This is a genomic window from Methylobacterium thuringiense (genome assembly GCF_022179645.1).
Lineage (GTDB): Bacteria > Pseudomonadota > Alphaproteobacteria > Rhizobiales > Beijerinckiaceae > Methylobacterium > Methylobacterium thuringiense.
Genome location: NZ_BPRA01000001.1, coordinates 389,941 through 406,704 on the forward strand (window position 1 = coordinate 389,941; position 16,764 = coordinate 406,704).

At 71.6% G+C, this 16,764-nt stretch carries 14 protein-coding genes; 9 read left to right on the forward strand and 5 right to left on the reverse strand.

Annotated features, from left to right (window positions below; genetic code table 11):
• Positions 1–65 precede the first annotated feature (65 nt).
• A complete protein-coding gene (gene dgcN, locus MFF07_RS01700) occupies positions 66–1,082 on the forward strand; it encodes an N-acetyltransferase DgcN (protein ID WP_147814288.1) in 1,017 nt (338 codons plus the stop codon).
• 3 nt (positions 1,083–1,085) lie between these two features.
• Positions 1,086–2,069, forward strand: a complete 984-nt coding sequence (gene dgcA / locus MFF07_RS01705) for an N-acetyl-D-Glu racemase DgcA (protein WP_238230469.1) — start codon at positions 1,086–1,088, stop codon at positions 2,067–2,069.
• A 19-nt stretch (positions 2,070–2,088) separates the two neighbouring features.
• Here dgcA and MFF07_RS01710 read toward each other — a convergent pair whose 3' ends face one another.
• Positions 2,089–2,373: a hypothetical protein gene (locus tag MFF07_RS01710; protein WP_147814284.1), complete on the reverse strand. Its 285-nt coding sequence runs from the start codon at positions 2,371–2,373 to the stop codon at positions 2,089–2,091.
• A gap of 364 nt (positions 2,374–2,737) precedes the next feature.
• Here MFF07_RS01710 and MFF07_RS01715 point away from each other — a divergent pair, with 364 nt between their 5' ends.
• The 3 genes from MFF07_RS01715 to MFF07_RS01725 all read left to right on the forward strand — a co-directional run bounded on the left by MFF07_RS01715 (position 2,738) and on the right by MFF07_RS01725 (position 5,778).
• Positions 2,738–4,627: a sensor histidine kinase gene (locus MFF07_RS01715; RefSeq protein ID WP_238230471.1), complete on the forward strand. Its 1,890-nt coding sequence runs from the start codon at positions 2,738–2,740 to the stop codon at positions 4,625–4,627.
• A 61-nt stretch (positions 4,628–4,688) separates the two neighbouring features.
• The gene (locus MFF07_RS01720) at positions 4,689–5,390 is read left to right on the forward strand and encodes a peptidoglycan-binding domain-containing protein (RefSeq protein WP_147814280.1); all 702 of its coding nucleotides are present in this window, start codon (positions 4,689–4,691) and stop codon (positions 5,388–5,390) included.
• A 49-nt stretch (positions 5,391–5,439) separates the two neighbouring features.
• Positions 5,440–5,778, forward strand: coding sequence for a DUF1491 family protein (locus tag MFF07_RS01725; protein WP_147814278.1), 339 nt, complete (start codon positions 5,440–5,442; stop codon positions 5,776–5,778).
• Between the two features lie 59 nt (positions 5,779–5,837).
• Here the strand turns inward: MFF07_RS01725 and MFF07_RS01730 are convergent, their stop codons facing one another.
• The 3 genes from MFF07_RS01730 to MFF07_RS01740 form a co-directional block, all read right to left on the reverse strand.
• Entirely contained in the window at positions 5,838–6,941 is a 1,104-nt protein-coding gene (locus MFF07_RS01730; protein ID WP_147814276.1) for a hypothetical protein, read from the reverse strand.
• A gap of 96 nt (positions 6,942–7,037) precedes the next feature.
• Positions 7,038–8,570: a heme biosynthesis protein HemY gene (locus tag MFF07_RS01735; RefSeq protein ID WP_238230473.1), complete on the reverse strand. Its 1,533-nt coding sequence runs from the start codon at positions 8,568–8,570 to the stop codon at positions 7,038–7,040.
• Positions 8,571–8,738: 168 nt separating this feature from the next.
• A complete protein-coding gene (locus MFF07_RS01740) occupies positions 8,739–10,340 on the reverse strand; it encodes a hypothetical protein (protein ID WP_238230475.1) in 1,602 nt (533 codons plus the stop codon).
• 22 nt (positions 10,341–10,362) lie between these two features.
• On the opposite strand from MFF07_RS01740, the gene MFF07_RS01745 reads away from it, so the two are divergent.
• Positions 10,363–11,049, forward strand: a complete 687-nt coding sequence (locus MFF07_RS01745) for a hypothetical protein (protein ID WP_147821781.1) — start codon at positions 10,363–10,365, stop codon at positions 11,047–11,049.
• Between the two features lie 74 nt (positions 11,050–11,123).
• On the opposite strand, the gene MFF07_RS01750 is transcribed toward MFF07_RS01745, so the two are convergent.
• Positions 11,124–11,828, reverse strand: a complete 705-nt coding sequence (locus MFF07_RS01750; RefSeq protein WP_238230476.1) for a uroporphyrinogen-III synthase — start codon at positions 11,826–11,828, stop codon at positions 11,124–11,126.
• 157 nt (positions 11,829–11,985) lie between these two features.
• On the opposite strand from MFF07_RS01750, the gene tsaD reads away from it, so the two are divergent.
• From tsaD to MFF07_RS01765, 3 genes are all read left to right on the forward strand, one after another.
• Positions 11,986–13,035, forward strand: a complete 1,050-nt coding sequence (tsaD, locus tag MFF07_RS01755) for a tRNA (adenosine(37)-N6)-threonylcarbamoyltransferase complex transferase subunit TsaD (RefSeq protein ID WP_238230478.1) — start codon at positions 11,986–11,988, stop codon at positions 13,033–13,035.
• 293 nt (positions 13,036–13,328) lie between these two features.
• A complete protein-coding gene (locus tag MFF07_RS01760) occupies positions 13,329–15,566 on the forward strand; it encodes a mechanosensitive ion channel domain-containing protein (RefSeq protein ID WP_147817994.1) in 2,238 nt (745 codons plus the stop codon).
• Positions 15,567–15,731: 165 nt separating this feature from the next.
• Positions 15,732–16,736, forward strand: a complete 1,005-nt coding sequence (locus MFF07_RS01765; RefSeq protein WP_147817993.1) for an NAD(P)H-dependent glycerol-3-phosphate dehydrogenase — start codon at positions 15,732–15,734, stop codon at positions 16,734–16,736.
• The last annotated feature ends 28 nt before the right edge of the window (positions 16,737–16,764 follow it).

Below are 16,764 nucleotides of genomic sequence, written 5' to 3' on the forward strand. Positions count from 1 at the left end.
ATCGACACCGGCCCGTCGCAGCCCACGCGCTACGACGGGGCCTTCCTCATCGACGGACGTGAACCATGCAGATCGCCACGCCCTACCTGATGTTCCTGGGCGACGTGCCCGACCGGCTGGCCGCCAAGACCGCCTACGGGATCGCCGACTGGCGTCCCGAATGGTGCATCGGCCAGATCCGCATGGAGGGCTGCGCCGCCGATCTCGGCATCCCGGACCTGAGCCTCGCGGAGGCCGTCGAGAAGGGCTGCCGCACCATGGTGGTCGGCGTGGTCAACGCGGGTGGTACGCTACCGAAGCACTGGGTCTCCGGGATCGTGGCGGCGCTGGACGCCGGGCTCGACGTGGCGAGCGGGTTGCACGTGCGCCTCGGCTCGATCCCCGAGATCGCCGAGGCGGCGCGCGCCAACGGCCGCCAGCTCCACGACGTCCGCCACAGCGACGAGACCTTCGCCACCGGCAAGGGCACCAGGCGGCCGGGCCGCCGGCTGCTCACCGTCGGCACGGATTGCTCGGCGGGGAAGAAATACGCGGCGCTGGCGCTGGAGCGCGGCATGCGCGAGCGCGGCTTCGATGCGGATTTTCGTGCGACGGGCCAGACCGGGGTGTTCATCTCCGGCCGCGGCGTCGCCATCGACGCCGTGGTGGCCGATTTCATCTCCGGCGCCGTCGAGTGGATCGCGCCCGCCGCCGATCCGGAGCACTGGGACCTGATCGAGGGCCAGGGCTCGCTGTTCCACCCATCCTTCGCTGGCGTCAGCCTCGGCCTGCTGCACGGGGCGCAGCCCGACGCCTTCGTGATCTGCCACGAGCCGACCCGCACCACCATGCGCGGCGTGGAGCACCCGCTGCCGTCGATCGCCGACGTCATCGCTCTGACGATCACCTGCGGGCGGCTGACCAATCCGGGGATCCGGCCGGTGGGCATCGCCGTGAACACGCAGGCGCTGGACGAGGCCGAGGCGCGCCGCCTCCTCGACGCGCTCGGCAAGGAGCACGATCTCCCGGCGACCGACCCGGTCCGCTTCGGCGTCGCCGGCATCGTCGACCGGATCGCAGCCGAGTTTCCAGTGAAGGCCTGAGCCATGGCACGCCGCCTCACCGTCACCGTCGAGCGCTTCCCGATCGCCGGCGCCTTCACCATCGCCCGCGGCAGCCGCACCGAGGCCGTCGTGGTCGTCGCGACGATCGAGGACGGCGGCATTCGCGGGCGCGGCGAATGCGTGCCCTATGCCCGCTACGGCGAGACGGTGGAGAGCGTCGGCGCGCTGATCGAGGAACAGGCGAGCGCCGTCGCCGAAGGCTTGTCGCCACACGACCTGCTGGAGCGGATGAAGCCGGGCGCCGCACGCAACGCCCTCGATTGCGCGCTCTGGGATCTCGAAGCCAAGCGCACGGGCACTCCGGTCTGGCAGTCACTGGGCTTGAGCGCGCCGTCACCCGTGACGACGGCCTACACGCTGAGCCTCGGCGAGCCCGCCTCCATGGAGGCGGCTGCGCGCAAGGCCGCGCATCGCCCACTCCTCAAAGTGAAGCTCGGCGGGGAGGGCGACCCGGCCCGCATCGCCGCCGTCCGCCGCGGCGCGCCGGAGTCACGTCTGATCGTGGACGCCAACGAGGCCTGGCGGCCCGAGACCATCACCGAAAACCTCGCGGCCTGCGCGGCGGCGGGCGTCGGGCTGATCGAGCAGCCGTTGCCGGCGGGCGAGGACGCGCTCTTGGAGTCCATCGACCGCACGATCCCGATCTGCGCCGACGAGAGCCTGCACGACCGGGCAGGGCTCGACGCGCTGGCCCGGCGCTACGACGCCATCAACATCAAGCTCGACAAGGCCGGCGGTCTGACCGAGGCGGTGCTGCTGGCCGAGGAGGCGCGCACGCGCGGTTTGACGCTGATGATCGGCTGCATGGTCGGGACCTCGCTCGCCATGGCCCCGGCGATTCTGCTCGCCGGCCAAGCCGCCTATGTGGATCTCGACGGCCCGCTGCTGCTGGCCCGCGACCGTGAGCCGGGCCTGCTCTACGAGGGCAGCCTCGTGCATCCGCCGCTGCCGGACTTGTGGGGGTAGCGCGTCGAGCCCCTCCGCGTCAGCGCAGGTCGCTCCCGCGCCAGTCCGGGCGGCGGTCGACGGCGAGGAGCGTGTCGCGCGAGGCGGTCTCGGACGAAAGCCGCTTGAGCACTTCGGCGGTGACGGCCTCGGTCGCGGCGGCGCGCATCTCGGCCGGCAGCGAACCCGCGAGCGCGGAGAGCTGCGCGCCCTGGCGCTCGGCCATCGCCTTGAGGTCCTCGGTCGGCCGCGCGCCGCCGTCGCGCTGCAACGCGAAGTAGGACAGCGCGCCGATCACAAGGGCAGCGCGCAGGATGAACGACATGGTGCCACCTTCCGGATGCGGGGTGTCGCCCTCGGACGACGGCCGTTTCGAGCGCCACCATCTCACCCGGCGGTGAAGCCCATCCGATCCGCCGCCGGGAAAGCGCGGGCGTGGTGAACGAAGCCTTCTCCGGATCGCATCGCCCTTCGGAAATCGCCGAAAAGCGAGGCGCGTGGCTGTGGACAAGTCCCGCGGCGACATCGTCCCGAAGCCTCCGGCAGTCATCATCGGCGGCATGCCGACTCGATCCGACGCTTTCGCTTCATCGTCACTTAAACCGGGTCTGCGACGGTCTGCGTCAGTTGAACCAATGTGCTTGAGGGACGCGGAGTCCGGTCGTCGTTCACGGCCGACAGCGTTGCGCGTGGCGAGTTTGCGTATCGACAATACCTTGGCATCATTGTTCGATGCCCGCTTGGCGGGCCTCGTCCATGAATCGGCTCTCGATGAGCCCGGCATGCGCTTCAGGCATGAGCGGTTCCTCGTCTCGCGGCTCGCGGCCGGCGCGGTGATGATGGCGGCGCTGCCACCGTATCTGCTGTGGCGCGGGGTGCCGAGCGGCATCGAGGCGCTCGGGATCGCCTCGCTGTTCCTACCGGTTCTGGCCGCCGCCGTGCTCTCGCGAACCGGCATCCTGTGGATCGCCCACGCCCTGTCCTCGGCCGGTCTCACCGGCGTCGTGGTCTGCCTTGCAGCACTCACGGGCGGCTCGAATTCGGCCGCGGCTCTCTGGCTCGTGGCCATCCCGCTCGAAGCGCTGGTCTCGGGCTCCATCCGCGCCACCGTCGCCGCAGCGGTGATCGCGGCGCTCGGCGCCGTCGCCGTGGCCTTCTCGGGCCAGTTCGATCTCACGGCACAGGCCATCGACTGGCCGAGCGCGATCGTCATGCCGCTCTTCGCCATCACGGCGATCGGCCACATCTCGGCCCAGGCGATCGAGCACCTGCGCCGCGAAGGCGAGTGGCGCTCACGAATGCGCGACAACGAGGCGCGCGACCGGCTGCTGCTCTCGGCCATCGACGACCTCGTCACCTGGCACGACGCCAACGGCCGCGTCCTGGAGGCAAGCGCCTCGTCGGCGAAGTTCGTCGGCGTCGAACCCAGCCGCCTGCGCGGTCTCGGCCTGCTCGACCGCGTCCATATCGGCGACCGGCCGGCCCTGCTGAAGGCGATCAGCGACGTCGCGGTGAGCGGCGAGCCCACGACGGTGCCCTTCCGCCTGCATCTCGACACGCCGAGTGCCGACGGCAGCCGCTCGATCTTCGCGGAAATGCGCGCCCATCGTATCGAGGCCGGCCAGGGCGGCGCCAACGCGGCTACCGTCGTCGCCGTCACCCGCGACGTCTCCGAGCATCACCGCCACGCCGCCGAGCTCGACAAGGCCCGGGCCGACGCCGAGCGCGCCGACGCCGTGAAGAGCCGTTTCCTCGCTACCGTCAGCCATGAGCTGCGCACGCCGCTCAACGCCATCATCGGTTTCTCCGAAGTACTCGGGGGCGAGGGCGCCTGCACGATCACGGCCGACCGCGGGAAGGAATACGCCGACATCATCGCCTCCTCGGGCCGGCACCTGCTCGGCGTCGTGAACACGCTGCTCGACATGTCGCGCATCCAGAGCGGTCATTTCGAGTTCGAGCCCGAGACGCTCGACGTCAGCGAACTGGTCGGCGGCTGCTGCGACCTGATGCAGCTGAAGATCGACGATGCCGGCGTCCGGCTGGTGCGTGGAGCGATCCCGCGCGGCAGCGCCATCAACGCCGACGCCCGCGCCTGCCGGCAGGTTCTGATCAACCTGATCTCGAACGCCGTGAAGTTCACGCCCAAGGGCGGGCGGATCCACGTCGGCGTGCGGCGCGGCGCGAGCTATCTGGACCTCGTGGTGAGCGACACCGGCAGCGGCATCGCCGAGGCGGACCTGCCCCGTATCGGCGACCCCTTCTTCCAGGCGAATGGCGGCTACGAGCGGGCGCACGAAGGCACCGGCCTCGGCCTCTCGGTGGTGCGCGGCCTCGTCGGCCTGCATGGCGGCTCGATCTCGATCGAGAGCGCGCCAGGCCAGGGCACGACGGTCTCGGTGACGCTGCCGCTCGGTCCACGGCGGGGCGCGACGCCGTCGGAGCCCGCGCCGATCCGGACCACCCTCCGCGGTGCGGCGCCGTCCTCCGGCCCGGCTCCGACCGTGGTGCGGCTGCCGATCGGCCTGTTCGACGACGATCCACTGTCGGGCGCGATGCCCCTCAGGCGGGCCGGTTGACCATTCTGCGCCGACGGCGATCCACCGCCCCGGCTGTCCGAACCATCGAGGGAGCGCTTTGATGCGCGAACCAACCACGCAGCGGGATCAGCGCGAGATCGTCGTCCCCCGCGACATGCGTCCCGGCAAGTCGGCGGCCAAGGCCGCGCCGCGCCGGGCCTCCCGCGCGGCGGCGACCGGCTCCACGCCCAGTGAGTTCCTGGCGACGGTCGTCGCGCTCGGCCGCTGGACGGGCCGGGTGTGCACGACCCGTCCGGGCGAGACGCTCGGCTCCCTGGCGGCCCTGGCGGCCGTCGGGTACGTGACGGTGAATGCCTTGGGCTTCCAGGCGGGCCGCCATCCGGCTCCGATCCTGCCGCAGCCGGTCGCGCAGCACGCCAGGGCCGAGCCGGCTCCCGTGGCGAAGGCGCCCGCGGCGCCTGTTCAGGTCGCGCAGACGTCCGCCGAGCCTGCATCGAAGGACAAGCCGGAGCCCAAACATGCCGAGAAGGCGCCCGCACGCGACGCCATCGGCGACATCCTGCGTTCCGCCGGCGACACCACGGCGTCGGTGACGCCGAAGGCCGTCGACAAGGTCGCACAGGCGCAGCGCGCCCTGTCGAAGCTCGGCTACGGCACAATCAAGGCGGACGGCGTCATGGGGCCGGCCACCAAGGCCGCCATCGAGAAGTTCGAGCGCGACCGCAAGATCCCGGTGACCGGCGAGGCCTCCGGCCGCACGCTCCGCGAACTCGCCTCCAAGGCCGGCTCGGCCAAGGGCTGAGCCCGCCTGGGGGCGTGCAACGCAGCCGGCGACGCGCTATCGCCGTGCCATGCCTCGCCTCCGCGCCGATTTCTGGGTCTCCGCACATCTGCGCCGTCTCGGCGTCGAGGGCATTCCCGCCGTCCAGCGACGGCGTGGATCGCCCGAAGCCGGGGCGATCTTCGTCAAGGTCGACCGCTTGGACGGGACCGCCGACCTCTACGGGCCGGCCCCTCAGGCCCTGATCGCGGCGGATGACGGCGAACGGCGCTTCTCCGTGATGCTGACGGGCGCGGACAGCCCCGACGTCGAAGCCCGCATCGCCAAGGAGGTCCGCTTCGACGAGGACCTCTGGATCATCGAGATCGACGACCGGGACGGCCGCCACGGGCTCGAACTGATGGCTTGATCTTTCGCTGGACCCGTCGACGTGTCCCGAAAACCGGCGGCCACGTTTCGAGCCGATGCTCAGACCGACTGGCGTAGGCGTCCGGGCAGGATGATGTTGCGCGACGAGATGCGCTCGGCAGCCTGGCGTGGCTTGGCGGCATCCGGGGCGTAGTAGGGCCGGTGCTCCGCGCCCGAGACCCGTTCCGGCAGCCTCACGTCGAGGATCGCGCCGAGGAGATCGCGGGCGGCCGGGCGCGTCAGCGACCGGAAGAGCTGGACCAGCTCGAACACCCGGTCGGCCGAACGGGCGACGGTGGGGTTGAGCGTGAGGAAGACGTAGACGGCCTCCGCCTCGCTGAGATCGGCGGCGCGCAGGGCCAGGGTCAGCAGATCGTAGCGTGAGGACGGGTTCGGGGCCGAGCCGAGGAAGCCGCCGGGCAAGCCGAGGCCTTCGGCGAGCGCCGCCAGGAATCCCTTCACGTCGCCGCCGCGCGAGAGCCCGGTCAGCACGACGCCGATGTCGCGCGGAGCCTGCGGGTGGGAACGCAGGGCGGCGGTGGCGGCAGCGGCCTCGTGGATCTTCGCGCGCTGCGGCGGCTCGGCGTGCAGCCAGAGCGGCGCGAGGTCGGCGGCGGCGATATCGTGGCGGCCGAGCAGGGGCGCGGCGAGGTCCGCCTCGCGTCGGGCGCGGACCATCAGGCGGTCCAGGGTCGCGCGATCGAGGCGGGCGTGGGGATCACGGGCGCGCTCGAGATCGGCGATCTCGGGATCCGGTGCGTTCAGGCGGTCACGCTCTTCGCGGGCGGCGATGGCCTTGCCGATGTCGGCACCCGAGGAGAGCGCGGCGGTGATGACGGTCGGACCGATGACGACGGCCGTGTCGATCACGATTTCGCAGACGGGGCTGCCGCGGGCGGCGAGTGCGGCCAGGACGGATTGCGGCGTCTCGGGGCAGGGCGCGAGCTTCGTCGCGACGGTCAGGGCCGTCTCGTCGTCGACGATCGGGATCAGCCCGCCCGCGAGGGAGGCGAAGGAGGACAGCACCGCCCGGTCGCGGATCGGTGCGGCCAGAAACAGGTCGGTCTGCACGCGCAGGATGACCGGCTTCAGATCGAGTCCCGGATCGCGCGAGAGTTCGATGAGGCCGGTCACGTCCGGCGCGTCGATGACGGATGAGGTCATGGGCTTTCGATTACGCAGAACTCGCTAAGCTCACGTTAGGCGAGTTTACGTGAATCGAGCTTTAAGCCCGCCGAATCGAGACTGTCCCGGCAGCACTCACGACAGGCCGCGCAGCGGCGGAGCCTCCCCGCTGCCTGCCGGCTCACCCTGCTTGAAGACGGGCAGCACCGGCGGCGTGCCGCGGTCGGTCAGATAGGCGCTCCCCGAGACCGGATCGGCCTTCGGCTTCGGCGTCCAGCTGGCGCTCGCGATGCCGCCCGAGGCCGAAGGGAGTGCCTTGGTGTCGTGGGAGGCGTAGCCCGGCGACGGCTGGTGCTCCTCGTCGCCGTCCTCCGGACCGGCCAGCAATTCAGGCGGGGTCTTCCAGACGAAGGCGTCGACGCGGCCCGAGACCGGCGAGACCGGCGCCCAGCGCTCGGAGGTCATGCCGTCGGCGATCCAGGCCGGATCGCGCGGGGCGCGGGCGGCACGCGACAGCCACTCGCGGGCACGGCCCGTGTCGGCGCCGTGCTCCGCCTGCTCGATCCGCGCCATCATCATGCAGGTGCGCACCGTCGGGCAGTCGGCGACGAGGGGAGCCAAAGCTTCGCGCGCCTTGGCGAATTCCCGCGCCTCGCTCGCCGCCTGGGCGACGGCGAGGCGGCCCTCGGGATGCCAGGTCGAGAGCCGCGCCAGGGTCTCGGCGCGGGCGAGGCGGTCCTGCGTCGAGTCGCCGGGGCGCAGGCCGAGATAGACCTTGGAGAGATCGGGATGCGGCTCGGCCTTCCAGGCGGTCTGCACCACCTTGGCCGCCTTGCGCAGATCGCCCTTCCGGGCGAGCAGCCGCCCGGCGATGCAGGCCGCCGGCACCAGTTCCGGCGCGAGGCTCACCGCCTTCTGCGCCTGGGCCAAAGCCGTATCCGGCTCGCCGGCCTCGTGGATCTGCGCGGAGGCGGTGAGCAGGACCGCGCGCTGGCGGCGGGCGGATTGCTTGTCCAGCAGGCCGAGGGAGGCGCGGCGCTCCACCGTCTCGGTGGCGGCCGACCAGTCGCCGTCGGCGCATTGCGCCTCGAGCACGGCCTCGTTCGCCCAGGTCACGCTCGGGGCGAGACGCGCCGCTTCCGTCGCGTAGGCGCGGGCCGCCGGCTCGTCCTCCCGGCGGCGGGCCTCGACATAGAGGCCGCGCAGGCCGAGCACCCGCGTCTCGGGATCGTCGGCCATGCTCCGGAACGCCGTCTCGGCCGCATCGCGATCACCGGAGATCTGGGCCGCCTGCGCCTTGAGCAGGAGCGTCAGCGGCTGCGCGCCGAGCAGGCGTTCGGCATCGCCCGCGTGGCGCTTGGCGGCGAGCGGATCACCGGAGCCCACCGCGATCATGCCGCGCGAGAGCGCCGACATGCCCTTGGCGCGGCGGCGTTCGCGCGTCGAGCGGCTGAGGAAGGACGGCAGGCCGATCACCCCGCGCACCACCGCCAGGATCAGACCGATGACCAGGGCCGCCACGACAACGACGACGAGGGCGACCGCGAGGCTGACGCCGATCTGATAGCCGCTCCAGACGATCGTGACCGTGCCGGGATGGTCGGCAACCCAGACGGCGCCGTAGGCGGCGAGCGCCAGGAGGGCGAGGAAGACGAGAGCGCGCCACATTCGGTCAAGAACTCCTGGGCGTCCGGGAGCCGGATCCCGCGGGATCGTCGGCGCCGAGGCTTTGAATGGGATGATGGGCAGGGAGCGGGGCGGCTTTTGCCCCCTCGGCCCCTGCCGTGATGCACCGCCCCGCGATCGGAGCGCTGCTGCGAACTGGCAAGATCACGCTCAACGAGCGGCCGCCGGCGCCGACAGCGCCTTGAACGCGTCGGCCTGAAGCGACCGCGCCGCTGCTTGGGCGTCCGCAGCGGATTTCAGCCGGGCGCCGAAATCCTTGGCCTGAGCCCGGACGTCGTCGGGCAACGCCTCGAAGGCCTTGGCGGCATCACCGAGACGGCCGGCATCCAGCGCATCCTGAACCCGGGCCTCGGGTTCGTCGTCGGCTGCCGGCGCTGCCCCCGTTCCGCCGGCCGAGCCGCCGCCCGGGGCCACGCGCTTCACCTGCACCACCGATTCCGCCATGCTCATCAGGCGGTCGCCGATGCTGCCGCTGGAGGCGAGCGAGGCTGCGCGGGCCGAGCGGCGGGCCGCCGCGATCTTCTCGGCGATCGGCTTGAACGCCTCGGCGAGCGCCGCGGCGGTCGGGGCGCCCGTGTCGGCGAAGGCCGAGAGCGGTGCGAGGCCCGCCCCGTCCCCGGCATCGCTGCCGCGCAGGCTGCCGAGGGCGTCCGCATAGGGCGCGCCGGTCGCGAGGGCGTCGGAGATGCGGTTCGCCGCGACGACGCGGAGCGTCGCCTGCACCGTCGCCGCCTTGGCGCTGCCGTCGACCGTCTTGTCGAGGGTGGCGATGCGGTCGGCCTGCTCCTGCAGACGGCGGTCGACCGCCTTGGCGGCCTCGTCGGCCTGAGCCTTGTTGGCCTCTGCCGTCTGTCGGCTGGCCTGCGTCACCTGCTGCACCGCCTCCGTCGCGGCCGCGACCCGGCCGTCGAGGGATTGCTGCAACTGGTCGAGGCGCTGGCCGAGCGCCTTGTCGGCGGCCTCGTTCGCCTTGGCGCGGGTTTCGACATCGCCCTGCAGGGCCGCGAGCTTCGGCGCAATATCTTCCTCCGGCACGGACGGCGCGCCCTGCGCCTGACCCTTGGTCTCCAGCGCCTTCAGACGCTCGTCGAGATCGGCGAGCCGGACCGTCGCGTCACCGTTCTGCGTTGCGCCGAGCCTGGCCTCCGAGCCCTGCTCGCGGGCCGGCTCCTCCTGGAGGGCGGAGACACGCTGGTCGAGGGCGTCGAGCCGGGCGACGAGGTCGGCCGGCGCGGCCGGAGCCGGCGTCGATCCGTCGGCCGCCGGAACAGCGGGGGCTCCGCCCGCCTTCTGGAGCGCTTGATCCGCCTTCTCGCCCGCGGACGAAGCCGCGGCCTGGGCCTTGGTCAAGGCCTCGGGCAGGGGCTTCAGCGCCGTCTCGTTGGCGGCGACACGCCGGTCGAGGGCCGCCACGGCATCGGCCGGTGCGAGCGCGGCGATGCGCTTGTCGAGGGCGTCGAAACGAGCCGCATCGCCCTTCGGCGTGAGCATGCCCGTCTGGGCGAGCAGGAACAGCAGGACGGCACCGCTCACGCCGCCCAGCAATCCGGATGCGGCGAGGGCGCCGAGGCCCGCGCCGGACTTGGCGGCCGCGACCGAGGGAGCGGACGACGCGGCCGGCTTGGCAGCGCTATCCTTGCCTCCGGTCTTGGCGCCGGCCGGATCGGCGCCGCGATTGGCCTTGAGGTCGAGGATCGGACCATCGGTCAGCGCATCCTCGGGTTTCACCCGCGTGGCACCGGCCGGGGGCACCGTGCCGGCACCGGAGGCGGGCTTGCTGCCGTCCTTCGTTGTATCCTTCGATGCGTCCTTGGCCGCGTCGGGGCCGATGGCGCTGCTGCCGGTCGCCCCGGCTTTGGCGGGCGCCTCGGGCTTGGCAGATCCGGAGGCGGGCGACGGCGCGACGGGCGGAACCGCGCTGCTGCCGGTCGCGCCCGATTTCGCCGGCTGCGTGGGGGAGGCGGCGGAACCGGACGTCGCGCCACTCTGGCCACGGCTGGTAGACCAGACCGTGTTGGGGCCGGAACTGACCGGCTTCGCCGACGCATCCATGACGCCGGCCGCACCGGCACCGCTGGATCCTGGCTTGACGGGTTCCGTGCTCGCCACGGTGGGTTTGGCCGGTTCCGTGACGCCCGGCTTGGGCGCAGCCGATGTTGCGGCAGGCGGTGTCGCGTCTCCCGGCTTCGCGCCGGCACCGCTCGACGCAGTGCCGGTCGCCGCAGCGGGCTTGGCAGGCTCGACCACCTTCGGAGTTTCGGCAGGCTTGGGAGTCGCGCTCGACGGCATGGCGCTGCTGCCGGTCGAGCCGGGCTTGGCAGGTGCGCCGCCCGGCGTGGCCGAAGCCGGCTTGCCGGAGGTGTCGCCCGGTCGGTCGGTGGGCTTGCCGCGCTCGTCTGCCGATGAAGTCACGGGCGTATCATCCCTCTTCTCGGGCCTGCCGTCGGACGCGGCATCGTGAGATGCCCGGCCCGCGAAGACCCCGTTTTCTGTTGTCGGCCTAGCACCGACAGCCCATGCGGACGAGGGCTGCCCTCAGGCCGAATGCGGAAGACCGGCCAGGAGCGCATCCTCGCTCGGCCGCGCCGCAACGAAATGGGCCACGAGTCCGGCCTCGACCAGGGGTACGGCCACGTCTGCCGACAGGCAGTAATGCTCGACTCCGCGAAACGCTCCGTCGAGTCCGGCGGTTTGTGTGAGTCGGAGCGCCGTCGCGGTGCTGCGCCGCGAATAATGCAGCACCGCCGCGAGGCTTCCGTCGCCCAAGGCCTCGGTGACGGGGGCGGGCAGGGCGTCGACGGCCCGCGCCGCGTAGGCCTCCCACACCGTCACGCGGTAGCCGGCGGCATCGAGGCTCGCTCCCGGCTCCGCCTTGCGGTCCTCGCCCGCGACATGGAGCAGGCAGGCGCCCGGCCGCAGGCTGGCCGCGACGCGCCGCGCCAGGGTGGCCGCGTCGCCCTCTGCCGCGACTACGCGAGCGAGCCCGGCCGCCCGCGCGGCCTCGGCCGTCCGCCTGCCGACGGCAAACACGGGAACGTCGGAGGCAAGCCCGGCCGCTGCGAGCAATCCCGCGCCTTGGGCGCTGGTGAGAAGAACGCCGTCGAACGCGCCCCGGGGCCGCGGCCCTTCGCTCGGCACCACGAAGAGCACGGGGGCGAGGAGCGGTTCGTGGCCGAGTGCGCGCAGCCTCTCCGCCGTACGCGCGGCTCCCGGCTCGGGCCGGGCCACCCAGATTCGCATGGCCCCCCTCGACAAAGCCGGGCTCGCTGTTCCCTCGGATCGTTCTGCCGTAAACCCTTGGACCATCCTTTGCCATGTAGACTTGCATTGGCCAGGTAGACTTGGCTCATCCTCGGCGAAACCGGCTCATCGGTCGCCGCCCAGCGCGCGGAATGCGATGAAGATCCTCGGCATCGAAACCACCTGCGACGAGACCGCCGCCGCGGTCGTGACCACTGCCGACGGCGACGCTCAGAGCGGCCGGATCCTCTCCAACGAGATCCTGAGCCAGATCGCCGAGCACGCGGCCTATGGCGGCGTGGTGCCGGAGATTGCGGCCCGCGCCCATGTCGAGGTGCTCGACCGCCTGATCGTTCGCGCCCTGGACAAGGCCGGCACGACGCTGGCCGAGGTCGACGGCATCGCGGTGGCGGCCGGCCCCGGCCTGATCGGCGGCGTGCTGGTCGGGCTGGTGACGGCAAAGGCCCTCGCGCTCGTGGCGCGCAAGCCGCTCCTCGCCGTGAACCACCTCGAGGCGCACGCGCTGACGCCGCGCCTGACCGACGGGCTCGCCTTCCCCTACCTGCTGCTGCTCGTCTCCGGCGGCCACACCCAGCTCGTCGCGGTGAAGGGCGTGGGCGATTACGTCCGTCTCGGCACCACCATCGACGACGCCATCGGCGAGGCCTTCGACAAGGTCGCGAAGCTTTTGGGTCTCGGCTATCCGGGCGGTCCCGAGGTCGAGCGCATGGCCGAGACCGGCAATCCCGAGCGCTTCGCCCTGCCGCGGCCGATGCTCGGCCGGCGCGAGGCCGACTTCTCCCTGTCCGGCCTCAAGACGGCGGTTCGGATCGAGGCCGAAAAAATCGCGCCGCTCGCCCGCACCGACGTCGCCGACCTCTGCGCGAGCTTTCAGGCGGCGGTCGTCGACGTGGTCGCCGACCGCGTGCGGGTGGCCTTGCGCGGCTTCGACGCCGTCGCCGGCCGCCCGACCGCCCTCGTCGCGGCCGGCGGCGTCGCGGCCAACGGCGCGATGCGCCGGGCCCTCGCCGCGCAAGCGGGGCAGGTGGGCCTGAGCTTCGTCGCACCGCCCGTCGCGCTCTGCGGCGACAACGGCGCGATGATCGCCTGGGCCGGCCTGGAGCGCCTCCGCGCCGGCCTCGTCGACGACCTCACCGCGCCCGCCCGCGCCCGCTGGCCTTTCGCGCTACCGCCGGTGGCGGCGTAATCGCATAGATTTCCGCCCCTTTCCCGGACACCTGCAGGGCAGCAGAAGGTGATCCGGGAAAGGGGCTGAGGCTCATGCGCCAGATCGATCGCTATTGAGATCAAGGCACTCTCGAAGATTTCCCCTAAATCACTTCGGATTTTTCGAAATCTAAAAACATTTTATACACTGTCTAGATTGATTAAGTCGGAGCGCCCGATGAAATAAGGCCAAAACGTGGCCTCAGACCGAGCGGTTGACCTTGCGAAATCGCCGACTAGTTTCCGGCGATCATCCATAGTCTCCGGAACGCAATGCACGTCGCCGTCCGCCTTCTGCTCGTCCTCCTCAGCGTCGCCCTCCTGCCCGCCATGGCCTCCGCCGCCGATCCGAGCTGGAGCGGCACCTGGAACACACGCTGGCGGCAGGGCGGTGCGCGGATGGCGCTGCAGCAAGAAGGCAGCCACGTCCACGGCAGCTATCTCTCCTACGACGGCTCGATCGAGGGAGAGGTCGAGGGGCGCACGCTGAAGGGGCGCTGGATCCAAGGCACGCGCTCCGGCGGCATCGAGTTCGTGCTGGCGAATGACGGCCAGTCCTTCATGGGCCGCTTCGATACCGGCGAGTGGTGGACCGGCGGACGCATTCCCAGCAGCCCCGAGGCCCTCGGGCTCGACCAGCGCGGCCCGCGTCAGGCGCTCCGCACCTTCGTCGAGGCCGGCAACAGCGCCCGCTACGATGCGCCCGACCAGATGACGCGCGCGGTCGCCGTGATCGACTTCGGCAACGACGCCGGATCGGTCAACCCGGAGCAGAAGCTCGGCCAGGCGCAGACGCTGTTCAACCTCGTCGACCAGACCACGTTCCGCCTGCACGGCGTGCCCGGCCGGAAGACCGAATCCGACACGGTCGAGCTCAAGCTCGAACAGGCCGGCACCGGAGCGAGCCTGCCGCTCAAACTCGTCCGAAAAAACGAGAAATGGTTCGTGGCGATGCCCGACGAGGCGACGCTGGACGCCGCCCGCAAGGCGCTGTTCGCCCGCTCCGGCGGCCGTCCGCCGAGCCCCGAGGCGTACAAGCTCCGCCGCAACGCGCGCGACGCCATGCGCAGCTTCACCCGCGCCTTCTCGGAGTGGAACGCAGGCGGCCGCGCCCAGGCGCTCGCCAGCCTCGACACCTCCGAACTCAGCGAGGCCGTGCGCGACGACCAGGGCGTGCTGGCGCTGCAATATCTCAACGGTGTCGTGAACCGCATCGGGGTGATGGCGCCCCAGGAGATCTCGGACGACCCCGAGAACCGCGAGCCCTTCGTCGTCTTCAGCCACCCGGAAGGGCGCATTGTGATCGCGCCGAAGGGTACCGGCGACGGCATGAGCTGGAAGTTCACCTCGGACACCGTGCACAAGGCGCGCGATCTCTATGTGGCGGTCGAGGAGATGCCGACGGCCGAGGCCAAGGGCCTGCCGGCGCCGCCCTCGGTGTTCTTCAAGGTGCGCAAATGGGTGCGCGGCGTCGCCGCGCCGATGCTGACGGAAGTCGGGCCGCTGGAGGCCTGGCAGATCGCCGGCTGGGCCGTCGTGATCATGGCCGCGATCGGCTTCGGCTGGATTTTTGCACGCGTTCTCTTGGCCTTCCTGGTGCGTGCGGTGGGTGAAGCCGACCCGGCCGCCACGCGAAAAGGTTTCCGCTGGCCGCTCTGGGGCACGGCGACCTTCGTCGTCTACAACGCCCTCGTTCCGGCACTCGGCCTGCCGGACCTCGCCACCCGCGTCTCGGTGGGCGTGACCGGCGTGATGCTGGCACTCTCGGTGATGTGGCTCGGCTGGCGGCTCGTGGACGCCGTCGTCATGCGCTACTTCACCGGTGGGGAGGGCGGCCGCATGACCATGGACAACATCCTGGTCTCCCTCGGCTTCGGCGCCCTCAAGATCGCGCTGGTGGCGGCAGGGCTGACCTATATCGCGATCCAGCTCTCGCTACCCTACGAGGGCGTGATCGCCAGCCTCTCCATCGGCGGCCTCGCCGTCGCCTTCGCCTCGCGAGAAACCCTGTCGAACGTGTTCGGCGCCGGCATCCTGGCGATCGACCGGCCGTTCCGGCGCGGCGACTGGATCGCCACAGGCGACACCAAGGGCACGGTGGAGCATGTCGGCATCCGATCGACCCGCGTGCGCACCGCCGACGACAGCCTGATCATCGTGCCGAACGGCAAGCTCTCGGACGCCACCGTGAACAACCTCGGCACCCGCCGCTTCCACCTGAACTCGGCCAAGCTCCCGATCCCCTACCAGACCAGCGTGCCGCAGATCGAGGCGCTGGTCTCGGGCGTGCGGGACCTCGTCGCCGAGATCCCCGAATCGACGCCGGAGCGCACTTCGGTCGCGGTCTCGGCGCTTGGCCAGGACGGCATCGAGGTGACGTTGAAATACGGCCTCGACGTCCGCAACGGCGGCAACGAGACCGAGATCGTCAACCGCCTGATGATGAACATCCTGCGGCTCTGCGAGCGGCTCGGCATCCGCGGCGCGGGCTCCGAGCCCGTCACGGCCTGATCGCGGCGTTGACGGCGGTGGCGGGAGGATCGAGGGTGCCGGCGAGAACCAGGCAGACCCGCGTTGGCAGGCCAACACTGATCTGCTTGGCTTTTTCTGTCGTCGCAGGTTTTCATCGGAAAGCCGCGGGGCACCTTTCCGAAACCTGCTGAGCCGGGAGGCATCATGAGCGTCGAGAACGGACGAGCCAACCGCGTCGCCGTCGTCGGCGGCGGCTCATGGGGCACGGCGCTCGCGAATGCCGCGGCCTGCGCCGGACGCGACGTCACCCTGTGGCTGCGCGATCCCGCCAGCGCCGACCGGCTCCAGAAAACCCGCGACAACACCCGCTACCTGCCCGGCATCCCCCTGCACGAGCAGGTGCGCGCGACGAGCGACGAGGCGAGTCTCGTCGAGGCCGGCACGGTGCTGCTGGTGACCCCGGCGCAGACGCTGCGCGAGGTGTTGGGGCAGCTCGGGCCGCATCTCGGCGGCGCGGCCCTGGTGCTCTGCGCCAAGGGCATCGAGCGCGGCACGGATTCGTTCATGAGCGGCGTCGCCGCCGAGGTCCTGCCGGGGGCGACCGTCGCGGTGCTGTCCGGCCCGAGCTTCGCCACCGACGTCGCCCGCGGCCTGCCCACCGCCGTGACGCTCGCCTGCGCCGACGGCGCGAAAGCCGCCCGGCTCGCCGGCCTGATCTCGGGGCCAGCCTTCAGGCTCTACCACACCGACGACGTGCGCGGGGTCGAGATCGGCGGAGCCGGCAAGAACGTGCTGGCCATCGCCTCGGGCATCGTCGCCGGCCGCGGCCTCGGCGAGAGCGCGCGGGCCGCCCTCATCGCCCGCGCCTTCGCGGAGCTGATGCGGTTCTCGAAAGCCTATGGCGGCCGGCCCGAGACGCTGATGGGCCTGTCCGGCCTCGGCGACCTCGTGCTGACCGCCTCCTCGCCGCAATCGCGAAACTTCGCCTTCGGCGACCGCCTCGGACGCGGCGCCTCCCCCGAAAAGGCATCCGGCGGCAAGCTCGCCGAAGGCGCCTTCACCGCGGCTGCCTTGATCGACCTCGCCCGCGCCAAGGGCGTCGAGATGCCGGTGGCGGAAGCGGTGGCCGACGTGGTGTCGGGCACCTCCGACGTCGACGGCGTCGTGGCCCGGCTCCTGGCCCGCCCGCTCAGGGGCGAGACGGATTGAACGAGACCGCGGAACGATGCCCGGCGTG